General features: G+C 40.9%; 23 protein-coding genes. 7 read left to right on the top strand and 16 right to left on the bottom strand.

Annotated features, from left to right (window positions below):
• Positions 1-264 precede the first annotated feature (264 nt).
• On the top strand, positions 265-738 hold the full coding sequence (locus tag IM456_RS19560) for a hypothetical protein (RefSeq protein WP_287692015.1): 474 nt from the start codon (positions 265-267) through the stop codon (positions 736-738).
• Positions 739-1,020: 282 nt separating this feature from the next.
• Here the strand turns inward: IM456_RS19560 and IM456_RS19555 are convergent, their stop codons facing one another.
• A complete protein-coding gene (locus tag IM456_RS19555) occupies positions 1,021-1,812 on the bottom strand; it encodes an MOSC domain-containing protein (RefSeq protein WP_287692013.1) in 792 nt (263 codons plus the stop codon).
• Positions 1,799-3,076 (bottom strand): glycosyltransferase, encoded by a 1,278-nt coding sequence (locus IM456_RS19550; RefSeq protein ID WP_287692012.1) that lies wholly within the window; start codon positions 3,074-3,076, stop codon positions 1,799-1,801. Before IM456_RS19550 ends, IM456_RS19555 begins: the two co-directional genes overlap by 14 nt.
• A gap of 165 nt (positions 3,077-3,241) precedes the next feature.
• Between IM456_RS19550 and IM456_RS19545 the strand changes: the two genes are divergently transcribed.
• Entirely contained in the window at positions 3,242-4,411 is a 1,170-nt protein-coding gene (locus tag IM456_RS19545) for a glycosyltransferase family protein (RefSeq protein ID WP_287692011.1), read from the top strand.
• Positions 4,412-4,497: 86 nt separating this feature from the next.
• Here the strand turns inward: IM456_RS19545 and IM456_RS19540 are convergent, their stop codons facing one another.
• Both IM456_RS19540 and IM456_RS19535 read right to left on the bottom strand, forming a co-directional pair.
• Positions 4,498-5,829 (bottom strand): AtzE family amidohydrolase, encoded by a 1,332-nt coding sequence (locus IM456_RS19540; RefSeq protein WP_287692009.1) that lies wholly within the window; start codon positions 5,827-5,829, stop codon positions 4,498-4,500.
• The gene (locus IM456_RS19535) at positions 5,826-6,002 is read right to left on the bottom strand and encodes a DUF4089 domain-containing protein (protein WP_149987897.1); all 177 of its coding nucleotides are present in this window, start codon (positions 6,000-6,002) and stop codon (positions 5,826-5,828) included. Before IM456_RS19535 ends, IM456_RS19540 begins: the two co-directional genes overlap by 4 nt.
• Positions 6,003-6,558: 556 nt before the next feature.
• Here IM456_RS19535 and IM456_RS19530 point away from each other — a divergent pair.
• The 3 genes from IM456_RS19530 to IM456_RS19520 all read left to right on the top strand — a co-directional run bounded on the left by IM456_RS19530 (position 6,559) and on the right by IM456_RS19520 (position 10,661).
• A complete protein-coding gene (locus IM456_RS19530; RefSeq protein WP_287692006.1) occupies positions 6,559-8,160 on the top strand; it encodes a B12-binding domain-containing radical SAM protein in 1,602 nt (533 codons plus the stop codon).
• A gap of 193 nt (positions 8,161-8,353) precedes the next feature.
• Positions 8,354-9,769, top strand: a complete 1,416-nt coding sequence (locus tag IM456_RS19525) for an ABC transporter substrate-binding protein (protein WP_287692004.1) — start codon at positions 8,354-8,356, stop codon at positions 9,767-9,769.
• Between the two features lie 166 nt (positions 9,770-9,935).
• Positions 9,936-10,661 carry a WecB/TagA/CpsF family glycosyltransferase gene (locus IM456_RS19520; protein WP_287692002.1) on the top strand — a complete coding sequence of 242 codons (726 nt, stop codon included), beginning with the start codon at positions 9,936-9,938 and terminating at the stop codon, positions 10,659-10,661.
• Positions 10,662-10,668: 7 nt separating this feature from the next.
• Here IM456_RS19520 and ureG read toward each other — a convergent pair whose 3' ends face one another.
• The 3 genes from ureG to IM456_RS19505 all read right to left on the bottom strand — a co-directional run bounded on the left by ureG (position 10,669) and on the right by IM456_RS19505 (position 12,573).
• Positions 10,669-11,265, bottom strand: coding sequence for an urease accessory protein UreG (ureG, locus tag IM456_RS19515; RefSeq protein ID WP_004158168.1), 597 nt, complete (start codon positions 11,263-11,265; stop codon positions 10,669-10,671).
• A gap of 175 nt (positions 11,266-11,440) precedes the next feature.
• Entirely contained in the window at positions 11,441-12,028 is a 588-nt protein-coding gene (locus IM456_RS19510) for a Maf family protein (protein ID WP_287629803.1), read from the bottom strand.
• 119 nt (positions 12,029-12,147) lie between these two features.
• Positions 12,148-12,573 carry a hypothetical protein gene (locus IM456_RS19505; RefSeq protein WP_287692000.1) on the bottom strand — a complete coding sequence of 142 codons (426 nt, stop codon included), beginning with the start codon at positions 12,571-12,573 and terminating at the stop codon, positions 12,148-12,150.
• Positions 12,574-12,744: 171 nt separating this feature from the next.
• On the opposite strand from IM456_RS19505, the gene IM456_RS19500 reads away from it, so the two are divergent.
• Entirely contained in the window at positions 12,745-13,035 is a 291-nt protein-coding gene (locus IM456_RS19500; protein ID WP_287629807.1) for a hypothetical protein, read from the top strand.
• Here IM456_RS19500 and psbP read toward each other — a convergent pair.
• Complete coding sequence (gene psbP, locus IM456_RS19495; protein ID WP_002771776.1) at positions 13,028-13,576, bottom strand: photosystem II reaction center PsbP; 549 nt, start codon at positions 13,574-13,576, stop codon at positions 13,028-13,030. The two genes, IM456_RS19500 and psbP, sit on opposite strands and share 8 nt — an antisense overlap.
• Before the next feature lie 62 nt (positions 13,577-13,638).
• Here psbP and IM456_RS19490 point away from each other — a divergent pair, with 62 nt between their 5' ends.
• Positions 13,639-14,421 carry a tetratricopeptide repeat protein gene (locus tag IM456_RS19490; RefSeq protein ID WP_149987904.1) on the top strand — a complete coding sequence of 261 codons (783 nt, stop codon included), beginning with the start codon at positions 13,639-13,641 and terminating at the stop codon, positions 14,419-14,421.
• Between the two features lie 74 nt (positions 14,422-14,495).
• Here the strand turns inward: IM456_RS19490 and psb34 are convergent, their stop codons facing one another.
• The 8 genes from psb34 to IM456_RS19450 all read right to left on the bottom strand — a co-directional run bounded on the left by psb34 (position 14,496) and on the right by IM456_RS19450 (position 22,831).
• Positions 14,496-14,675 carry a photosystem II assembly protein Psb34 gene (gene psb34 / locus IM456_RS19485; RefSeq protein WP_024969104.1) on the bottom strand — a complete coding sequence of 60 codons (180 nt, stop codon included), beginning with the start codon at positions 14,673-14,675 and terminating at the stop codon, positions 14,496-14,498.
• Positions 14,676-15,030: 355 nt separating this feature from the next.
• Positions 15,031-16,080, bottom strand: coding sequence for a DNA-methyltransferase (locus IM456_RS19480; protein ID WP_149987905.1), 1,050 nt, complete (start codon positions 16,078-16,080; stop codon positions 15,031-15,033).
• Positions 16,081-16,315: 235 nt separating this feature from the next.
• On the bottom strand, positions 16,316-17,326 hold the full coding sequence (gene trpS, locus IM456_RS19475; protein ID WP_149987906.1) for a tryptophan--tRNA ligase: 1,011 nt from the start codon (positions 17,324-17,326) through the stop codon (positions 16,316-16,318).
• A gap of 61 nt (positions 17,327-17,387) precedes the next feature.
• Entirely contained in the window at positions 17,388-18,701 is a 1,314-nt protein-coding gene (locus IM456_RS19470; protein ID WP_149987907.1) for a dolichyl-phosphate-mannose--protein mannosyltransferase, read from the bottom strand.
• A 16-nt stretch (positions 18,702-18,717) separates the two neighbouring features.
• Entirely contained in the window at positions 18,718-19,344 is a 627-nt protein-coding gene (locus tag IM456_RS19465; protein ID WP_149987908.1) for a Uma2 family endonuclease, read from the bottom strand.
• 34 nt (positions 19,345-19,378) lie between these two features.
• Positions 19,379-21,427, bottom strand: coding sequence for a DNA phosphorothioation-associated putative methyltransferase (locus IM456_RS19460; RefSeq protein ID WP_287691996.1), 2,049 nt, complete (start codon positions 21,425-21,427; stop codon positions 19,379-19,381).
• A 43-nt stretch (positions 21,428-21,470) separates the two neighbouring features.
• Positions 21,471-22,250: a photosystem II electron transport protein, Sll1252 family gene (locus IM456_RS19455; protein WP_149987910.1), complete on the bottom strand. Its 780-nt coding sequence runs from the start codon at positions 22,248-22,250 to the stop codon at positions 21,471-21,473.
• Positions 22,251-22,321: 71 nt separating this feature from the next.
• The gene (locus IM456_RS19450; protein ID WP_002796683.1) at positions 22,322-22,831 is read right to left on the bottom strand and encodes a hypothetical protein; all 510 of its coding nucleotides are present in this window, start codon (positions 22,829-22,831) and stop codon (positions 22,322-22,324) included.
• Between the last annotated feature and the right edge of the window lie 490 nt (positions 22,832-23,321).

The raw sequence follows: 23,321 nt of genomic DNA, 5'->3' as shown, positions 1-23,321 counted from the left end.
CCTCTGCTCTTTCTTCTTCTTTAAGAGCTTTTTGTAAGTTTTTCTTTTCTTCTAAGTCTAGGAAATCTTTGGCTGGCATAAGTAGGATTTTTCTCAAGTTACTATTTCTATTTTAGGTGGTTTAAGTGCGTTTTAGCTTAATAGTAACCGGGTGATTACAAATCCCGAAACCTGTAATCGCGGAATTTATACACAATTTTGCGGCTATTTCTATACCTGTAAGAGCCAAAAAATTCGTTAAACGTTTCAACTCAGGTCAGTTAGATGGCTAAGGTAGAAACCGAGGGAAGGAGGGGAAAGGTGGCAGCAATGGTGGCGATCGCCATACCCCTCTTTTGCCTGCTCGGCCCAATAGTTTACACTCAGACAGTGGAGCCCATTGTGCAAGTAGAACTCGATATATTTAGTGGTCGTCCCAATCCCCATTGGACTCTTAACGAGCGCGATAGTCAGGAACTACTCCAACGACTGCAGCGTTTGTCCCCTACCAACGCCGGTGAACCTAGTGGGAATTTGGGTTATCGAGGGGTGATCCTCAGTAATCCCAGAGGTGCGATCGCGGGATTCGAGTGGATCGTTTGTTCGGATGGATTAGTGGTCGGATACAAGGGAGACTCATCCCAGAAGTTTATCGATGCCAATCGTAACTTGGAACGTTGGTTAGTACAAACTGGTGAGACAACTTTCGGATCAGATATACTGCGCTCCCTCCGTCAAGAGTTCGGTGCTGATTTCTAGGCATATTTTTAGCTTTTCAAGAGTTAGTTGCCAGTATTTGATAAAAACTAGGGCTTGTGCCTCGACAAAAGTGCTGTCTTTAGATATCGTTTAAGACAGTTTCTGGGGGATGTGTGACGGTTTCTCCTGACATTCTGGTAAATTCCCCTTAGTTTTATATTTATGTACCTCCCATACCCGCTCTATCGATAGGAGACTATCTCTAGATTATGGTTCTCCCGGACTGGTTATGGCAAATTAGTAGTTTATTTGACTGACCTTGAAAGGGCTGCTCCTATATCTCTAGATTACGGTAATAGGATCGCCGACTTTAATTGTACCTATCTTTTCGGGGATGACATTTTCTCCGAACATGATGCCTCCAGGGAAACTGCGAAAAGTGCTTAAGGTTTTTAAAGGTTCTTGCTGGGGATTTCTCCTACCTGTTTCTTGATCGGTGGTGGTGATAATACAGCGACTACAGGGTTTAACTAGAGCATAATTTATCTCTCCAATTGTGATCTTTTGCCAACTACTTTCGCTAAAAGCTCGATCGCTACTAATAACAATATTAGTCCGAAAACGATTCATCGGCACTGGTGCAACTAAACGCCGATTTAAGTCCTCTAAAGAAGCAGTATTAGTTAATAAAATTGGATAACCATCGGCAAAGCTGACGGGAGTATGATCGTTCCCCGCATAGCGAGAATTCGCAGGACGTGGATAATCAGGAGATTGTCGCACTAAACGACAAGGAATGTCGAGAATTTTCTCGAACCATTCGGCAATTTCATCCCCTTGATCCATGGCTATGGTTTGAGATTCCCAGATTTGAACCGCTCTTTTTTCTCCTGTAAAATTAGGCTGAAAAGTCAGGGAATCTTGAGATGTTTTCAGAGAAAGTTTATCTCCTGTAATCGTGACAGAAACGGTGGCTAACTGCGGATATTCTCTTTGGGTGATAAATTTACCCTTGCCATCCACTAACATCATTTCCCGATCCCAGAGTAAACCTTTAGGAGTTACTTCAGCTTGGGATAATTGAATACCTCGACAGGATTTAATCGGGTAGATATAGAGATCAGTAACCTGCATTTTCTTTCAGTATTTCTACATATTTTTTTGCCACATCTTGCCAAGTCCAGAGATTAATTTTATTGGGGATATCTTCGGGTAACAAGCGAGGAATTGGATTGAGGATAAATTGTTCTAAGCAATTGGCTAAACTGTCCGCATCTCCCCTAGGATAGAATTGCACTCTTTCAGGACAATTATATAATTCCACCTGTTCTTGAAACACTTCTAAATCGGAAGCAATAACGGGAATACCTTGTAAAATGGCTTCCGCTATTGCTAATCCAAAACCTTCGTATTTTGAGGGAAATACCACACAGGAACAGGTTTGATAATAAAATTGTAAGGTTTTATAGTCTTGATAACCTAATCCCTTGATGTGACTCTGGAAAATTTCTTGATTTTCCTGATAAAGTTGGGTACATTCGGCGAGATAGTCTTGGTATTCTTGGGTTTTGGATTGTTGAGATAATTGCAGATTTCCACTAACTAGATTATCGGTTTCTTTACCGATGAAAACTATTTGAAATTTTAAACCTTGTTTCGCTAGTTTAATGGCTGCTTTGAGCAAAGTCAGATGATCTTTGTAGATACCAAAGGAGGAGGGAAAATAAAAATTAACTAGCTCACTTTTGACTAAATCACTCTTGGGATTAGACTGCTCGATAAGTCCTGCTAAGGGTACAGCTTTTAACTTACTAGCATAGGTAGCATTGGGAAAAACTTTTAAAACATCGTCTTTAGTTTTTTGGGAAATCGTGAACAGTAGATCAGCCCGATCTAACCATTCTTTTAAGACTTCATTGTAGGGTTCTTGATAGGATTCTGAGTAGGTTAAGGGAGCAAATTGCCAAAACACATCATAAATAATGCCACTTAAAGTAACCTTGACATTGGGGGGAGAAATCCGATTAGTCATCCCATACAAACAATGATCAGCTTGGTAACGCTTGATAATCTGATTAATTCTTGCTTCTAGGCGTAAAAGTTCAATTCTACGAGAGAAAAGACGATGAATATAAGTCAGTCTTAGGGTTTTATAAAAATTCGCTATAAGACCATAAAAATAGATTAATTTTGTCTCAAAACTTTTCGGATAAAAAGCGAAATCCTCGTAGATAATTTTATCGGAATCGGGCATTAAAGACTTAAAATATTCAATATCATTACGGGGAAGTACGATAATAATTTGTTCGACGTATTCTAATAAGCTAGGTATTAAAGAGATAATGACTCTTTCTACTCCTCCTTTGCGATAAAACACGATCGGGATGACAATTTTCATAGATTTCCTTGTAGATGGCTGGCAATAAAAAGATTGATTTTTGACATGAACCCATTATATGATAGGCTCGAATTGTTTTACTGAGTCGATAAATCGAGTTAAATTCAAGCAACTAAGACTCTATCACCCATCGCCCCTATTTTCCCTCGATCTTGGAGAAAAAGAGTGTCACAAGCTACTCCATCCCTACAATCTAATCTCAAACAATGGCTACGAGCCAGCGCACCTTCCCTATTTAAAATTAAACAGCGTTTGAGTACCCGTCGTTGGCCGAAAAAATCGATCGTTATTTACACAGAAAAATATCGTCCCATGCTTCCGGCGGAAATTTGGCAACGCGGGGCCAGTGGCACCCAGGCATCGGTGGCTTTTTTAGCGCAAGAATGGACGAAATGCGGCTATAAAGTGACGATTTTTGGCAATTGTGAGGGTATGGAAGGGGAACAGGACGGTATTCGCTATGTTAATTATTACCAGATGAATTGGCAGGATCACTTTGAGACATTGGTGATCTCTCGTCATCCCACCTATTGCCGTCCGGGTACCAAGGCAGAACGAATTTTTTTTGATTGGCACGATATTAAAGTGCCGGCAGACTCCTATACCCCGGAAATTTTGGCTAGATATGACAAAATTTTCTGTAAAAGCCAATATCAACGGGATTTACTGGATTTCTGTGCCGATAATCAATGTCCGATTGTTCCTAATGGTATCGATACTTCCCTTTTGGCTATAAGTGAGACGGTGCCGGAAAGTGACTATCTTCCCTATCGTCTAGTCTATGCCTCTCGTTATTATCGCGGCCTAGAGTCGATGTTAAAGCATGGCTGGCCGATTATCAAGGCGGCAATTCCCGCAGCCGAGTTACATCTCTACTATGGTTTTACTAAACGGGATGGCAGTGGCGATCGCAAGGAATGGCGCGATAATTTAATCGCTTTGATTAAAGCTAGTCCGGGGGTAGTTGATCGCGGAATGATGGGTTATCGTCAACTAATCGAGGAAAAAGCTCGCTCTGCTATTCATTACTACGGTTGCACCTATCGTGAGATCGATTGTATTTCTGTGCGCGAGTCAGCAGTGGTAGGCTGTCTGCCAGTGGTGACGGATTTTGCCGTTTTTCGAGAAAAAGACTACTGTGTGAAAGTGCCGGGGGAAGTAACCGATCCGGCTACTCAGGAAGCTATAGCCTGGAAAATCGTCGAATTACTGAAAAATCCCCAGCTTTTAGCCCAAGAGCGCCAAAGATGTCGTCAAATTGCCCTAACTGACACTTGGGAGCGATCGGCCGCCGCTTGGTTAGATGTGATTGAAAAGGAGTCTCCGAGCCAGTAGATTGTTTACTCAGACTGGAAAACTGACCTTTTCGCTTAATAAGTGCCTAAATTAGGGATTTTAAGGGGAAGTACGCCCTTGAAATCTCACTTATGCGGGATATCTATGAGCATTTCCTCTAAAACCCTGGCTACGCTTAGGATTAAGTCTTCGCGATCGGGTGCGGCGATGATTTGCAAACCTAAAGGTAGCCTGGATGAACGTTTAATCGGCAAAGAAAGGGCTGGTAAACCGATAAAAGAAAAAGGTTGGGTGAATCTGCCTAAATTAGGTCTAATTAATAGCTCTTGCCCGTCAATAATCATTTTTTCTACTCCTAACGGTGGCGCAATACAGGGAATCGTCGGGGTGAGAATAATATCGACTTCGGTGAAAATCTCTCGCAGACGATCGCGATACCAACGGCGAAAACGTTGAGCCTGTAAATACCAGCTAGAGGGAATTAATGCCCCCGCCAAGAAGCGATCCCGGGTTGCGGGGTCAAAATCCTCTAATCTGGTCTGTAAACGCGGTAAATGCCAATTTGCCCCCTCAGAAGCGGTAATTATATAGGCGGCTGCTCTGGCGCGGGTGGTTTCGGGAATGGTGATTTTTTGGCTCACTCCTAAACGTTCGGCGATCGCTGTCACCACCTCGAATACTTCCGGTTCGGCTCCCTGCTGAAAATAATCATCGGCAAGGGCTATTTTTACGCCCTCTAAGCCATTTAAAGGAGCTTTAAGGTTATTTTTGGCAAAAAGACCCCAAATAGCCGTCATATCCGCCACATTGCCGCTAAAAAATCCCAGATGGTCTAAACTACTAACGAACAAAAATAGGCCCTGACGGGATACGCGCCCAAAGGTGGGTTTTAGCCCCACCACGCCACAGCAAGCGGCGGGAACCCTCACCGAACCATTAGTATCGGAACCGAGGGCGAGAGGCACTAAATTAGCGGCAACGGCAGCGGCGGAACCGCCAGAGGATCCCCCCGAGACGCGACTAGGATCGCGGGGGTTGGGAGTGGCTCCATAATGGGCATTTTCGGTGACAAAACCGTAGGCGTACTCATCCATATTGGTCGCCCCCACCAAAACTGCCCCGGCCGCTTCTAGGGTTTGAATAGCGATCGCATCTTGTCCAGCGGCAGGGTGATCTCGATTGATTTTGGAACCGGCAAGGGTGACAATACCCTTGATATCAAAGAGATTTTTGACGGCGAAGGGGACTCCTGCCAAGGGGCCGATGGATTGCCCCTTGGCGATCGCTAGATCGATTTTTTGGGCTTGAGCGAGGGCTCTAGGGTGTAAAATGTCGGTAAAGCAATTTAAATGGCGATTTTTCGCCTCTATCTCCGCTAAAGTCCGATTAATAACTTCTAAGGCGCTAGTTTGACGATTTTGGATCGCTCGAGCTAAATCGCTCACAGAAATAGTCATGGTTCAAAGCTGAGGGCGCTTTCCCCGTCATCCTCTAAGGGAAATTCTGTCACTAAACTGGCGATTTCTTGCAAGCGTTGCCAGTTTTCAACCACAGAATTTAAATAGCGATCGGGAATGGTTAAATCAAGGATTTTCGCTACGATTATAACGTATTCTTCTGGGTTATTCATAGATTTCGTTCTGACTAGAGTGAAGGAGATAAAGAGTTGCTTGAAAGCAGCGCGCAGGAATAAAATCGACACCTAGTTAAGCTGTGAAAATTGCTAGGATATAAGAGAAAATCTCCTGTAAATACAATAGCTATCCCTAGGGAGGAAGTATAACTTAAATTTGTTCTTGACCACCGACTCCCTAGGATCATAACCTGAGATATGATCCTAGAACTGTATATTGAGATATTTTCCTCCCCTTCACCCCCCGATTAAATTAAACTTATAAGTAGGGAGGCACAATTATTTGTAGGATGGGTTAGCAGTAGCGTAACCCATGCGGGCGTTGGGTTTCATTCTTCAACCCAACCTACGTTCATCTTATATTTAATTCCACCCACCTACTTATATGACCAAAAACAAGAGGTAACAAGCCTCCCCTTTCAAGAGAATGAAAATTAAAAGCTACTGAAGACTGCTGGTAGTCACTGATAACTGATAACTGATAACTGATAACTGATAACTGATAACTGATAACTGATAACTGATAACTGATAACTGATAACTGATAACTGAAATGACCATCTTACAAGACGAAAAACTCCTCTTTACTCCCGCAATACCCCACAGTGATGCCCTTAGAACTATTTTTGCCTTTCCTAATCAGTATTCCGTGGGTATAACCAGTTTAGGTTATCAAATTGTTTGGGCAACTTTAGCCCTGCGATCGGATATACAAGTTAGTCGTTTATTTACGGATTTTCAAGAATCTTTACCCCGTTATCCCGAATTAGTCGGCTTTTCCTTTTCTTGGGAATTAGACTATGTTAATATCCTCTCGCTGTTAGAATCTTTAGAAATTCCTTGTCACAGTCATCAACGGCAAGATAGGCAAGCGATAATTTTCGGAGGTGGTCCAGTTTTAACCGCTAATCCCGAACCTTTTGCCGCTTTTTTTGATGTAATTTTATTGGGAGATGGTGAAAACTTAATTGCTGATTTTATTAATGCCTATCAAGAGGTGAGAAACGCCGATCGCCCGACGAAACTCAGTCATTTGGCCCAGGTTCCGGGGGTGTATGTTCCTAGTTTATATACCGTTAATTATGACAGTCCAGAAGGTGAGATTAGGGCAATTCTACCCATAGATAATAATGTTCCTGCCTTTGTTAGTAAACAAACCTATCGCAGTAGTACCCTTTCAGCTTCTACGGTGGTGACAAAACAAGCGGCATGGGAGAATATTTATATGGTAGAGGTGGTGCGAAGTTGTCCAGAAATGTGCCGTTTTTGTTTAGCTAGTTATCTAACTTTACCCTTTCGTACCGCTAGTTTAGAATCTCTAATTCCCGCCATTGAAAAAGGTTTAAAAGTGACCGATCGCCTGGGTTTATTAGGTGCTTCCGTCAGCCAACATCCTGAATTTGAAACCTTACTTGATTATCTTTTTCAACCAAAATTTGAGGGAGTTAGACTCTCGATCGCTTCAGTTAGAACTAATACCGTCACGGAAAAATTAGCTAGAATTTTATCCCTAAGAGACAGCAAATCAATTACTATTGCCGTAGAAAGTGGTTCCGATCGCTTGCGGGAAATTATCAACAAAAAGTTAGCCAATGATGAAATTATCCAAGCTGCTATTAATGCTAAAGCGGGCGGTTTAAAAGGGATAAAACTCTATGGTATGGTGGGAATACCGGGAGAAGAAACCGAAGATATTGCGGCAACTGTGGAAATGTTAATAGCCTTAAAAAAAGCCGCCTCTGGACTGCGAATTTCTTTCGGTTGCAGCACCTTTGTGCCTAAATCCCATACTCCTTTTCAGTGGTTTGGAGTTAATAAAATGGCCGAAAAAAGATTAAAATATCTAGAGAAACAATTAGGTAAACAGGGCATAGAATTTCGACCAGAAAGTTATAATTGGTCAGTGATTCAAGCCCTATTATCTAGAGGTGATCGCCGCTTAACTTCCCTGTTAGAATTAACCCGTGGCTACGGTGATTCTTTAGGCAGTTATAAACGGGCTTTTAAGGAACTAAAAGGACAAATTCCTCCTCTAGATTATTACGTCCATCAACAATGGCGTTTAGAACAGGTTTTACCCTGGAGTCATTTACACGGTCCTTTATCCTCAAATGTTTTGGTAAAACATTTAGAAGATTCCCAAACAAAAAGGTAAAGTATCCCCAATAAGCTAAGACGCATTTAAACAATGTCTTGACTATCAGACACCAAATGAGGTATTCTATCAAGGTAGATCGGATATTGGTGCCATTCAGACTTGAATTAGCCCTATTAAAAACAAAAAAATGTTACTTATATTAACTAAAAATCTCGATTAAACCATTAATTTAATCTTAGTTGATCAGCCCATGAGCCAGAAAAATGAGACCGTTACCCTGCTTTTAGCCCTGCTGATTACCCTAATATTTTTTGGGGCTGGTGGTTGGTGGTTATATAATCGTTTTCAAGGAAAAAATAACCCAACCAATCTTTCTAACATCGAGAAAATATCACCAGGGCAAAAATCGGTATCGGCACAAGCAAGATTTAGTCAAGGGGAAAAATTGTTAATAGTTGAAGGTGCTTCTTCTGACAAACAAGCCGCCATACAGGCTATCGGAAAAGGAGACTTTCAGCAAGCAGTTTACCTCCTAGAAAAATCCCTGCAAACTAATCAAAATGATCCCGAAGCTCTCATCTACTTAAATAACGCCCGTATTGGTCAAGCTAAGTCCTATACTATCGCCGTTTCCGTGCCAATTGGGAGCAATGTCAACACCGCCCTAGAAGTTTTACGAGGAGTTGCCCAATCTCAAAATCAAATCAATCAAACTGGAGGAATTAATGGCACTCCTTTAAAAGTTCTCATTGCTGATGATGCTGATCATCCCGAAATTGCCGCTCAAATTGCCCAAAAATTAGCGGCTGATAACAGCATTTTAGGAGTAGTAGGACACACTAGCAGTGACACCTCTTTAGCCGCAGCTGCTATCTATCAAAAAGGGGGATTAGTAATGATTTCCCCCATCAGTACCTCAGTTAAACTCTCCAATTTTGGTGACTATATCTTTCGTTCTGTTCCCAGTGATTTTGTGGCGGCACGGGCATTAGCCGAATCTAGCTTGCAAAAAAATCCTAACGTCAAGGCAGTGGTATTTTTTAACTCCCAAAGTAATTATAGTCAATCCCTAAAATCTGAATTTATCACCGCTTTAGGATTAGGAGGAGGTCAAGTGGTGAGTGAATTTGATCTATCTTCCCTGACTTTTACCCCTTCTAAAAGCCTCCAACAAGCTCAACAGGAGGGAGCAAATCTAATCGCCCTTCTTGGGGATAGTGGTACCCTAGATAAGGCTTTGCAGGTGGTTCAAATCAATGGTCAAAAATTACCGATTGTGGCGGGTGATGACGTTTATAGCCCCAAAACTCTGGATGTAGGCGGAAAAAATGCCCTGGGCATGGTTGTGGCTGTCGCTTGGCATTTGGGGGCTAATCCGAATAGTCCTTTTGTGAATAATTCCCGCCAATTGTGGCAAGGAGACGTAAATTGGCGCACGGCCACCGCCTATGACGCTGCTCAGGCTTTAATCGCTGGAATTAAGGCAGAATCTAGCCGCGAGGGAGTTCAACAGGCGTTAAGAAGCAGTGATTTTTCTGTTCCCGGGGCGACTAATCCAGTGCGATTTTTACCCTCTGGCGATCGCAATCAATCCGTGCAATTAGTGGTAGTTAAACCCGGTTCTCGTTCTAGTTTTGGGGTAGATTTTGTGCCAATTTCTCGATAAAATGACAACTAAATCAAGATGAATTATAAGTAATTATTTATAATTAAATTGAAGATAGATTTGGCCTATGATCCCCCCTGCCCCCCTTGATAAGGGGGGTGCCGATCCCCCCTTAATCCCCTCTTAATAAGGGGGGTGTCTGACAACTTTTAGCACCTACCTACTTATGTTAGAAACTCCCCCTAAATATTCAGTTCTCGGTTTACCGGTTCATCTTCTCGATAACTACAGTCGTTGGTTAATTGATCGCACCTATCAAGGTTTTGGTTCCCACGTTGTCACTCTTAATGCAGAAATGGCAATGTTAGGGGAAAATGATGCCAAAGTAGCCCAAGTTATTCGGGAAGCAGATTTAGTTATTCCCGACGGCGCCGGGATTGTCATTTACTTAAAATTAAGGGGTAAAAAACAACCCCGCTGCCCCGGTATTGAATTATCAGAATCCTTAATTACTGAGTTAGGAATGCAGGGAGAAAGTTTTCCTATTGCTTTTTTTGGTGGTAAACCGGGGATTACTGAACAAGCGGCAAGTAATTGGCAAAAAAAGATACCTAATATCCGTATTCTGACTAACCACGGTTATCTATCCTCCCAGGAAATGTCCGATTGGATTGAGGTGTTAAAAGATCAACAACCGCGGTTAATTTTAGTTGGTTTGGGAGTACCCCGACAAGAATATTGGATTAGGGAACATCGATATCTCTGTCCCCAAGCTATCTGGGTAGGTGTGGGGGGCAGTTTTGATATCTGGTCCGGGACAAAAATCCGCGCCCCTCGCTTTTTCTGTGACAATAATTTAGAGTGGTTGTATCGACTCTATCAGGAACCTTGGCGCTGGAAAAGAATGTTAGCTTTACCTAAGTTTTTCTGGCGCTCTCTTTTTTATTCCTAGTAATAGCTTAGTATAAATTCTTTTCGATAAAGGCAATCACTCGCTCTAATCCTTCCCGTGTTTTCAAGTTGGTGAAGATAAAGGGTTTATCCCCGCGCATCTTTTTTGCATCTCTATCCATCACCCCTAAATCTGCCCCCACCATCGGGGCTAAATCTATTTTATTAATTACCAATAGATCCGATTTGGTGATACCCGGTCCCCCCTTGCGAGGAATTTTATCTCCGGCTGCCACGTCAATCACATAGATGGTTAAATCTACTAATTCGGGGCTAAAGGTTGCCGCTAAATTGTCACCACCACTTTCCAGAAAAATTAACTTTAAGTTAGCAAATTTTCTCTCTAACTGTTCAATGGCAACTAAGTTAATTGAGGCATCCTCGCGAATAGCTGTATGGGGACATCCTCCCGTTTCTACTCCTAAAATTCTTTCCGGGGCTAAAGCTTGCGATCTCACTAAAAATTGGGCATCTTCTTGAGTATAAATGTCATTGGTGACTACGGCGATCGGATATTGATCCCGCAAATTTTTACACAGGGCATCGAGCAGGGCTGTTTTTCCTGAACCCACCGGACCGGCAATTCCCACGCGCAAGCAAGACATAGTTTTTTCGGGAAAAAGTGAAAAGGAAAGGGTTAAAAATTTTGGGGCTATCCGATAGAAAAAAGAGGGGTTCGCAGGGCGACACGGATTCCCATTATAATAAAAGGTTAACACAAATCTGAGAATTTGTCAAGTCTTTTTGTCAATAAATTTGGGGAAATCATCGGCAAAAAGATCACCAAAAGTCAGTGATTTGGTAGCCAAAATCCGTTAACATCTGCCTAAATAGGGGCAAACTTAAACCGATAACATTACTGTGACATCCCTCCAATCTTTCCACGAATAAACCCCCCTTTCCTTCTAAGGCAAAACAGCCGGCACATTTGAGGGGTTCTTCGGTGTCAACGTAGGCAATAATTGTTTCATCGCTGATATTGGCAAAGTGAACTTTAGTAATCCCACAACGAGTCAAGGTTTGATGATTAACTCGATCAATTAAAGCATGACCTGTATAGAGTACACCCACCTGACCGCGCATTTTTTGCCAACGATCAATCGCTTCTGATTTATCCTTGGGTTTGCCATAGACTTCCCCCGCTACTTCTAAGACGGAATCACAACCAAGAATTAATCCTGTATCAAATTGGGGGGCGATCGTTTGCGCTTTACATTGGGCTAAAGTTTGGACAAGATGGAGAGTATCATCAGCATTAATTGTCGATTCATCAAAGTTACTCACCCGCACAATCGGATCGATTCCGATCATTTGTAATAGTTTTTTACGCGCAGGAGAAGCGGAAGCAAGAATCAAGGGAATGGACATAATTTTTAAAGTAAACAAGATAGAAGACAGTTAGGTAGGGTGGGTTAGGCAATGACAAATTATTAGACTTAATTATCAATTTATCTATTTGCCGTAACCCACCATCAGTTATCAGTTTTTTAGCTATTTCTGCTAGAATTGGCAGGATTTTCGGGGGGTAAATAACGATCTAAAATCTCAACCATGCGTGATTCTCTTTCTTCAATTTTGTCAAATCGATTGTAAAAATCTGACTGAACCTCATAAAAATCCGACATCGATCGAGTTAATTGTCCTAGCAGTTGATAAAGTCCCCGTCTGTCTTTTTCCCATTCTTTTTTAGACTCAGCAAGACTATTAGTTAACGCTTCGATCGATTTGGCGTTAGAATTAGCGATCGCTCTAGTTTCTTTTAATCCCTGATTGGTTTCCTGTAGTCCTAATTTAATCTCCTGTAATCCTAATCTAATCTCCTGTAGTCCTGATTTAATCTCGCGTAGTTCTGTTAGGGTAGTTTCAGCAAGAGATTCGATTCTATCTAGTCTATTTTCTTCCGAGTTACTCATATTCAGTTATCAGTTATCAGTTATCAGTTATCAGTTACCAGTTATCAGTTACCACTTTCTTACTGATTACTGGTAACTGATTCAGTAAGTAATCTCAATTAATTGTTAGATAGTGGGACAGGCTTCTGGTTCTTTATATGTTATCTTTAATTATAACCGGCTACCTAGTTGATGATAGGTGGTGCGTTACGACGGATTTTTACCTTTAAGTCAAAACAGGAATTTTTGCCGTCTAACGCACCCTACATTTTACTATTGCCTATTGCCAGTGGTGCGTTACGACGGATTTTTACCTTTAAGTCAAAACAGGAATTTTTGCCGTCTAACGCACCCTACATTTTACTATTGTCTGTTGCCAGTGGTGCGTTACGACGGATTTTTACCTTTAAGTCAAAACAGGAATTTTTGCCGTCTAACGCACCCTACATTTTACTATTGCCTATTGCCAGTTTCCCTAACTAACCGAGAAAGAATCAACGATAGTTTCAAAGAGTTCTTGAATTTGCGTCCAACGTTTTTGGGAAGTGGAAAGATTAAAAGAATAGAGTTTATGATTATTAACCGTGACGCTGGCCAGATTATGACGTTCTTGGCCGTTGGGTAATTTAACTTGATATTCGAGGATATAATAATCTTGGCCGTCGATTTGATGGGATTCTGAGCGAATTAATTCTACTTCCTTATCGAGATTGGGGTTAAGACTGTTATTTTTCAGGAGACGATAGCCAACTTCCGAGGGAGTACCTAAATCTGTTAAGGTTTTATTGTCGGGGACGGGGTTAATAATAACGCTTAAATTTTCGCTAGTTTCGATCAGGTCATGAAAAACCACATCTACTCCTGCAACTTTTTTCACATCCACCTGCGTCCAACCCTTAGGATATAAAAATTGATAGCCTTGGCTGCCACTGGTGTATCCTTGCAGTCCAGCGATGGGAGTTGCACAAGCGGTGAAGAGGAGGGTGGTAATTAGGAGGAAAGTCGCCAAAAGAGATTTAATCATGATATTTTGACCTGTAAGTAGGGCTGTTTAATTTTACCTTGAATTGTTTAGGTGAACGGATTATGAAAATTAAGAAAAAATTGACAATTATTATAGCTATAGCGACTTTTTTACTGACTATCTCTCCCCTAAGCGCTCAAACTACCGCTAACCCCGTGAAAGCTGTAGAATTTTATAATCGGGGGGTGGATCGTTTAACCGCAGGGGATTACTCAGGGGCGATCGCAGATTTTACTCAAGCTCTACAATTAGAACCCAAGGATGCCGATGCTTACTATAATCGCGGCTATGCGGAGTTAGTTCTCGGCCAGTACGAGCGAGCGATCGCAGATTATACCCAGGCCTTGACAATCAACCCCAATTATGTTAATGCTCTCGGTAATCGTTGTTATGTGCATTATCTGACGAAAAAATACGAGGCAGCCGTGGAAGATTGCACAAAAGCGATCGCTTTAAACGGAAATTTTGCTGATTTCTTTATTTATCGCGGTAATGCTAAGGATGACTTAGGTAAACACCTAGAAGCGATCGAGGATTACACAAAAGCTTTGAGTTTACAGGGAACTAGAGGACAGGATCGCATTTTCTATAATCGCGCCCTGTCCTATAACCGAGCCGGACAGCAGGAAATGGCTTTAAGGGACTATAATGAGAGTCTGAAAATCAATGCTAATTTTGCCGAAGCGTACCACAATCGGGGTTTGACCTATTATAAATTGGGAAACAGGGAAAAAGCGATCGCTGATTTAGAGGAGGCGGCCCGTCTAGCGTTATCTCAGGGTAAACAGGGGACTGCGGCTAAGTCTCAGTCAGCAGTGGCATTAATTCAGGGTCAAAAGCCTTAAAATAGGGAGTAGTTGTGATATTAGCGGTAAAGAGGAGTGAAAGGGGCTAAATCGCAACTACGAGGGACTAAATTTTAGCCAGCTTGAGATGCGTAAAAAGCGACGGCTAACAGTCCACCGACAAGTGTGATCGCAGCAACGCCCCAGAAAAGATAATTACGTTGTTGCGATTTAGTCGGGGGAGCCGCTTGATAAACTTTCGGTTCGGCGGCGAAATTATTTAAGCGTCCACCTTCTTCATTTGTATAAGGCATAATCAAAACCTCAAATATGACAATTTTTCAGGAAAAAAATCCTCTTATTACAATACTACAACATATTAGTAACCGGGTCGGGGATGTTTGAAATTCCGACGGGGATAACAATTCTTAGTCTGGGGGTAACTGCCGGACTCTGCTACTTTTATTGGCGATCGCATTTTCAATCCTTGAAAATGCGAAAACAAGTTAAAAAAAGTCAATCATAGCAAATCCGTTTTTAAGTAGTTGGACAAAAGTAAAGTTAACTGTGGGGTAAGGAGTCGGTCGTCAGGAGTCGGTCGTCAGTAAGAATTGCGGCAATTTACATTTCTTAAGATAGACAACAGAATTTATGTCCGACTACTTAATACTATAATAATGATCCTTGAATATAAGTATTGCTTCTTTCTTTTTTAAATCTTTTAAATCTCTCTGCAGCTATCTCGCAATAGTCTGGTCGAATTTCAAAACCCACAAAAATTCTTCCTAATCCCAAGGCCGCTATTCCTGTAGAACAAGAACCGGCAAAGGGATCAAGAATTATTTCTACCGGATTAGATGAAGCTTGTATAATTCTCTCGACAATTGCTAAAGGAAATTGTGCGGGATGTCCGGTTCTTTCCTTAGAACTGCGCTTTTCTCCTGTAGTGACTTTAGGAACTTCCCACACATCAGAAGGATTTTTACCGAGGGGATTACAACGATATTTACCATTTTTCTTTTGATTGGGATACTTAACGTTAGGGTCACGAATATTATCTAAGTTAAAAGTATATTTTTGGCAATTTTTGAGATAAAAAAGCCATTTTTCATTGCGAGGACTAAGACGATTTTTTGTAGAAACACCTGCCCCATATTTCCAGACAATTTCTTGTAAAAGATAAAAGGGAGACTTATCCCAAAGAAGATAGGGAATCGGAACACATAATCCCTTTTCTGGTACTTCTAAATAACCAACATTTAGCCACAAAGCACCGTTATCTTGAGTAATCTGATAAATTTGCCGCAGCCAATTAGCACACCAATCAACATAGTCATTGATTGAAAGAACTCGTTCATATTCTTTGCCAATATTATAAGGTGGTGATGTAACAGTGAGGTCAATTTTTATGTCACTATGAGATAGTTTAGACAAAAAGTCTGTGGCATCTCCTTGATAAAGAATAAAGCCGTTGTCCGAGTAAAAAGGTTGACCAAGATGACTAACCAGAATTTCTTTAAGAAAATTAAATTTGTTGGCTCTATCTTTTTCTAACTCTGGAGAAAATGGCTGTAGTAAGGAGGAAGGAGCAATCTGAGTTGATTGATGATCAACAATTCCCTCTGCTAGATAAGAGTTTTGTTCCTTGCTGGCAATTGGACGAGACTCATCTTCCCTAGACGATAGTTTTTTTTGTTTCCGCTGGGACTCTACAACCATAATCTCAAAGGACAGGTAAGTATTTTGATAGGTTTAATTATGCCCTTATTTTACCAAAATATCACTGGAGTTGTGCTTAATTTAATAACTTTTGTAATCATTCTCCTTCCCTTACCCTGGATGGGGGGGTAAAACCCCACCAAGAGTTAAAGATTGACTGATAAAGCAGCGAGTTTTCCTTGAAAAATCTCAACTGAGTAGATTGATAATTATCAGATGCACCCGAAAATTATCCCTAAAATGGTGGTAAATAACCCATGGCATTTTTGACTCGATCGAGGGTTTGATTGGCTACCGCTTCTGCTTTGAGACGACCTTGCCGCAAAACCGTGGCTAAATAATCTTTATCCTCTCTAATTTGGGCGTATTTTTCCTGAATAGGTTGCAGAGATTCTATGGTGACTTCTGTTAACATCGGTTTAAATTGTCCCCAACCTAACTCGGCACATTCTCCCCCGACTACCTCTTTACTTTTTCCCGATAAAATGCTATAGAGAGTTAATAAATTATGGCATTCGGGACGTTCTGGATCATCGAAAGTTAAACCCTTAACTAGATCGGTTTTACAGCGTTTAATTTTCTTGGCAATGACATCGGGACTATCGAGAATATTAATCCGACTCATCTCGGAAGGATCGGATTTAGACATTTTATTCCGGCCATCGGTTAAACTCATCACCCGCGCTCCTTCCTTGCGGATCATCGGATCAGGAAGTTTTAAAATTGGTTGTTTCGGTTGCCCAAAAAGATGATTAATTCTAACGGCTATATCGCGGGTTAATTCTAAATGTTGTTTTTGATCTTCTCCCACGGGTACTTTATCGGCATCGTAGAGTAGGATATCGGCGGCCATTAGCACGGGATAATCGAGTAAACCTGTGCCAACATTTTCCCCCTGTTTAATCGCTTTTTCTTTAAATTGAATCATATCGGTTAACCAATTTAAAGGGGTGATACAATTCAATAACCAAGTTAATTCCGTATGAGCTTTAACGTGGGATTGGACAAAGATAGTCGCATATTCTAAATCAATTCCGCAGGCTAAATATAAAGCGGCAATTGCTAAAGTATCCTCCGCAAGAGTGGCGGGATTATGGGGAACGGTGATCGCGTGTAAATCGACGACACAAAAGAAATTATCGTAGTCTTTTTGTCCCTCCACCCAATTGCGGATCGCACCGAGATAATTGCCTAAATGTAAATTGCCGGTTGGTTGCACACCAGATAAGATTCTTTGTTTACCCATAACTCCTGCGATCGCTTTTTATCATGATGTTATTGTATCAGTTTTTGCGGCTAATTTCATCCTAAATCCAATTGGGAAAAATCATTCTCAGATAATAATCCCGCACTGACAGGGGAATGCCTAAATAAATTGGTAGCCAATGGATAAAAGCAAAAGTTATCAAAATTATCAGCGAGCGCGAGCAATTTTTATAAATAGGACTGGAACTTTCTAAACCATCGGCTAAGAGCCAAGCTAGGGCAATCCAAGTGAAGCTATAGGCAGCCATATAATGATAGAGAAAGGTACAGCGACCAATTTTTAACCAGGGCAGCAGATTGGCAATATAGTTACAGATAAGATAGGCGGAAATTACTCGCTCTTTTCGGTTAAATAATCGACTAAAAACCACTAGAATCGCTCCCGTAGAAAACCACCACAAAAACGGATTTCCCATAGCGTGAACATCATAAATTTTATCACCTACTCTCTTAAAATAATAAGCCACAGGTCGCCCCATTACTAACCAACTATACCAGGGAGAACAATAGGGATGAACATCAGATTGATTACCCTTTATTTTCTGATGAAATGACCAAATTTCTTGATGTACTTGCCAAAAATTATATTGATGGTTGACGAGAAGATGAGGTATCCACAGCAAACTATAGGTAACTAAGGGAAAGACAATTAAGGCGATAAAAATGTACTCTAATCTCAGGTTAGTTGCCTTTGTCCAAAGATTATCTTTTGACTGCTCTTGATTCAATAATTTTATTAACCAAGCAATACCGATAAAAATAAATATTCCCAGTAAAAATCCTAAGCCATTCCATTTAATATTTGCCGCTAAACCGAAACAAACTCCCGATAATAATAACCAATTGAGTTTTGAATTTTTCTGGAGTGCTAATAAAAAAAATAATTGTCCAGACAAACCGAATAAAATTAAGTAAATATTATTGAGAGCATAGCGGGATTCCACCAGAAATAATCCGTCTAAACTGGCGAGAAAAGTTGTGATTAAAAATACAGTTTTTCTCCGAGTTAATTGATAAGCAATTGCGCCAATAATTAGGGTAATAAAAGAACCAGTGAAAGCATTTAACCAGCGATAACTAAAAGTTGAGCGCGGGGAACCTGTTAAATTATTAATGGTTTCAGGAGCGGCAGGAAAATGGGAACCAATCCAGATACTAATAGCAATTAAATATTGACTTAACGGTGGATGAGACTGGAAAAATTCTTTACCGATTAGATATTCATTGCCGTATTTAGCATAATAAACTTCATCGAAAACAAGAGTATTAAATTGACTGAGATTCCAGAATCTTATCGCCAGAGAAAATAAAAATATTGCTAGGATAGATAGGTTAAATTTGACTTGGGAATTCATGGAAAGACAATAGTTATTATAGCGGGGAATTTTCTGGTAACTGCGAGCGAAATTCTTTGACAGCAAGACGGGGATTAGGATGGTTGACATATTCGGCTAATAATTCTAAATTTAAATCCGGTAATAAAGCACTTTTAGGGATTAAAATATATTCGCCATTCTCTTGCAAAGAATAGATTTTTAACTGATTATCTTGCCAAAACCAAACCTCTTGAGTTCCCAATCTTTTATAAACTTCCAAGACTTTCAGGCTGCCACTGGTTAAAATTATTTCTATCGCCAAATCAGGAAACTCTTTTTCTGTAAATAAACAAAAACATTTGTCAGGTTCTTTCCCAGCTTCTTTTTCCTGTTTTCGCAACGTGGTGGAACCTAATCCCCAGAAATCAATTTCAGCATATTCTAAATAAGCTTCCACTAATCTACCGATATCTTCTTTGCTAACTTCGTGACGACGACTAGGAGCCATAATTTCTACCATTCCATCTAAGTAAGTAATGCGATAACTGGAACTATCTTCTAAATGTTTTAAGAGGGTTTCGTACTGTTGCCAATTAACCCCAGAAATTAACATTCTTTGTTCAGGATCATTAGCTTTTAACTCGAAACCTTCTAATCCTTGTAACCGAATCGTAGTCATCATAAAATTAATTACCTCATCTATTTTACTTAATTACTCAGGAAGACTTATTTTGATTTCTTCTGGCCTTAATTTTAGCGCGTAAAATCTTAACTTTATAGGGATCAGCATCTTTTCGCCACAGGATCTGATAGCCTTTGATTGTAGCACAATGCTCCTCTAAACATTTTTGCCAACCCTGTAAACGTTCGATCGCTTTTCTATCTTCTAACAATCCCCAATCCCTTTCTAATTTAGTTAAGCGAAGCAATTTATCATAGTTAGGATAATCCGCCGTTACTAAAAGCTCTTTTTCGTGTAGAATTGGCGGATTATTACTATCCCGATAATCGCGAAAACTAAAATCAGCCGAACCTAAATATACATCCATGCTAGTAGCTAAAATCGGATGGATTTCTGTCTCAAAATTAGGGTAATAGAGATAGGAAATTTTGGGTTGACGAAAGGATAAACGAATAACGTTAGCATTTTCTAACCGTCCGATAGTTTGACTAGCACAACCTTCATATAAGCGTAATAACATCGGTAATTTTTCCAGAATGCTAATATGAATAGTTAGGGAATAACGGGAAAGTTTGCCTAAAGAACTATTTTCACAAGTACGAGCGATCGCTGGCAGATTTCCCGCACTTATTAATACTTCTTCTGCTAAAGCGCAAGCATTGCGATAACTGCCAAATAAAGCTTTAAAATCGGCACGGGTAGCGGGGGATAATTCCCGTGCTTTCGGACATTGGCTAAATTGACTTAAAGCTAAATAAAGTAAAAGATCGGCGCGTCTTTTATCGGCAATTATCTCCCATTCTTCCGCTTCTGTTACTTGTAAAATCACTTGAAAAGCTCGTCTAAAAGTGCCAAATTCTGCCTTAATTTCTTCCTCTTGTAATAATTCTCCTGCAACGGGTAAACGTCCCTGCTGGCTATAAAATTCCATCAGGGGAGTTAATAAATCTTCGTAATCTTCAAAGCGTTTGAGATGGGTTTTAATTTTAGGAGTGGTAGTGCGGGAACGACATCTCGATAAACGAAAAGTTTCGGCTTTTTCTTCCTCTCGAAAAACTAGATAAACTCCCAAAGTTATCGGAATAGAATCAACCCCCAAAGTGCTATCAATATACTGTTTTAGTTCTTCCTGTTGATAGTATTTTTGAAAGGTATTGCGACGGGTTATAATTCCATCTTCATAAGCCATTAAACCCCGTTCGCTATCATCAATTAGAATCTGTGCTGAAACAATTAAAACTTGACGGGTTAATTGCCAAGCTTTTAATAAGGCTTCCTGCCGTTCTTCGGCAGATTCAATAACATTAATTACATAGCCTAAATTAACAATATCAGATTCAATTAAAGGACTATCGGGACGATAATAAGGATCCCAACCTTCACTTTGATAACCCTGTTCAGCTATGCGTTCTATATCACCTCCATAACCACAACCGTAATCAAAAAAAGTGGTTTCAAGAAGGAATAATCCCGCCGCTAATGCTAATCTTGTCGGACGAGAAAGGGTTTTGCGAACAAGAGCGGCTTTGTGGCGATCAATTATTATCGATTTTTCCTTTTGTCCCTCTAGATTACAAACTAAATAATCTCCTGCAAAATCAAGGTGATGCTTTCTTAAAAGCCGTTGCCATTCCTGTTTAGTACCGATGGGATAAGAACTGTTTAAAAGTCCTAAAGCACTCTCTATTTTTGTGAGATGTTCGAATTCTTGATAAAGGGGATAGTCCCTAGTCACAAAAGTTTCTTTTCGGTGTAAAATGGGCGGATTATCAGCATTTTGATAATTCCATTCACTTAAGATTAATGTCCCCATATCTACCACTAAACTTTTAGTTAAAGCTGGGTGAGGTTCCCGATCAAAATCGGGATAAAAAAGATAGGATATTTTCGGTTTATCGGTGCTAAATTTAATTATTGTTGCCTCAGATAAATGCTGATTAATTCTTGCTTGTTGTTCGTAATTCTGGAGAATAGGATCAAGTTGATGTAATGCTTCTCGATGAACATAAAGCGCCCCCGGTAATAGTTTACCGATGGGACTAACTTGACACAGTTGCACGATTACGGCGAAATTATCAGCCATGGCAATTAATCTGTCTAATAACAAATTCTAGAGACAGAAAAAACTAAATAAATCTAGTTAAATGAACCCGATAGCGCTCTTTTTTTGTCACAGTAACCTCACCCACTTCTAAACGACCTTTTCCCCGAAAAGAAATCAAATCACCGGTTTTAACATTATAACTAGATTGACTGATATCTTTCCAGTTAACTCGCACATCCCCGGCACTAATTGCTTCGGCCATTTTACTGCGAGAAACGCCAAAACCCGCCGAGGCGATCGCATCTAAACGTAAGGAAGCTTCCACGGTATTAATTTCTTTTTTTTGCGGTGGTCTAACTTTTAATTCCGTCAAAGGAATCGGGCTAGTTTTCACGGGAACCGAACGCACTTGTCGCAAATTAGCACATAAAAAATCTGCCAATTCAGGCACTACAATCGCCTGCGCTCCTCGCTCACCTAAAACGATTATATCGCCGACTTTTTCCCGGACGATCCCTGTCCCCAACATCGCCCCTAAAAAATCCCGGTGGTTAGCGGTATCAAAAAGAAAATTACCGGCAATATCAAGGGCAGATAGGGGAATATCTGTTACTGCCAAAGGTAGATCAACTCTAGCAATACCCAGGCGCTGTCTTTCTGCTTGGGGATAACCACCCCATTTTTCCATTGACACATCGGTTAAACGCTGAAAAACCCGTTCTACTTCCGCTAAAACCGCGGGAGAAAGAAAGTCTGTCACCGTCACTTCCCAAGTCTTGATCGCTTGTTCGGCTTTATCAATAACTTTCGCTATCTCCTCGCGATTTTCGACACCCTTTAGTAATTCTTCTCTCGGTAACATTGTTTTCTGGTAATTAATCAAAAATTCTTAGGAAAAAATCAAATGACCGATAACTTATTCCCGATAACCGTTCACTGTTCTAGGGCGTATCCTTGCAGATTTTCGGGGTTAAATTGACGGAGGATAAGAGTCGCTTGATTTTTCAAGTTTTCGGAACCCTGCACGACAATAATATATTTTCCAGCACCGAGACGATTACGATAGGGAAGTGCATCGCCACTGCCGGACGACAAACCCACGCCACCACCGACGAAAATACTGCCCATCGCCCCCCCAATCGCCCCAGCAATGCCGCCAACAATATGATTGCCCGGTTCTCCGGCCCAATCAAAGGTATGCAATCCCGTAATCAGGTTAAAAAGGTAGCCACCGGCAAAACCGAAGGGAATTAGCCAAAAAGCCATGAGAGTAGCCCGTTTTTTGGCCTGTTGGAAGGGATCGATCAAACCGAACTCATCGGCACTTTTATAGCCGCGACCGAGAATGGTCACTTGAGATTGGGGAATTCCCGCTTTTTCGAGGGCAACGGCAGCTTCTTCTGCTTCTATGCGATCAGCTAACACGGCAATGAGATAATTCATATTCTCCAACTTTTCAGGCTATCTTCATCTCCTATTGTAAGGATTTTCGGGACTGAAAAGCCGCTCGATCGAGAAAATATGCAAGAGGATGGCAAGAAATTACTCTATTTTGGTGATTTCTGGCAATAATTGACCCTAAAGATCAAGAGAAAGGACATTTTTTCACCAAAAAGAAAGCCCCATTTTGGCTCAACCTAGAAGGACAGCCACAATCACTACTATAGACCAATTAAGTGGGTGGGTGGAATTAAATATAAGATGAACGTAGGTTGGGTTGAAGCATGAAACCCAACGCCTGATTATGTTACGCTACCGCTAACCCATCCTACAAATAATTGTGCCTCCCTACTTAGGGTCTGCTGAATAAATCTAAAAACCTTGTTGGATAAGAATTTTAGACTTTTTTCCCATCAAAAAGTGCCAGACCTTGGGGTGATCGGGGGGGAAATTTAGGCACTTTTTCCCTGAAAATTAGGTAATTGACCCCCTG

It is taken from the genome of Microcystis sp. M079S1, assembly GCF_020246425.1.
GTDB classification, from domain to species: Bacteria; Cyanobacteriota; Cyanobacteriia; order Cyanobacteriales; family Microcystaceae; genus Microcystis; species Microcystis aeruginosa.
Note: the sequence above shows the minus strand (reverse complement) of the source record. Positions and strands in the feature narration are given on the sequence as shown.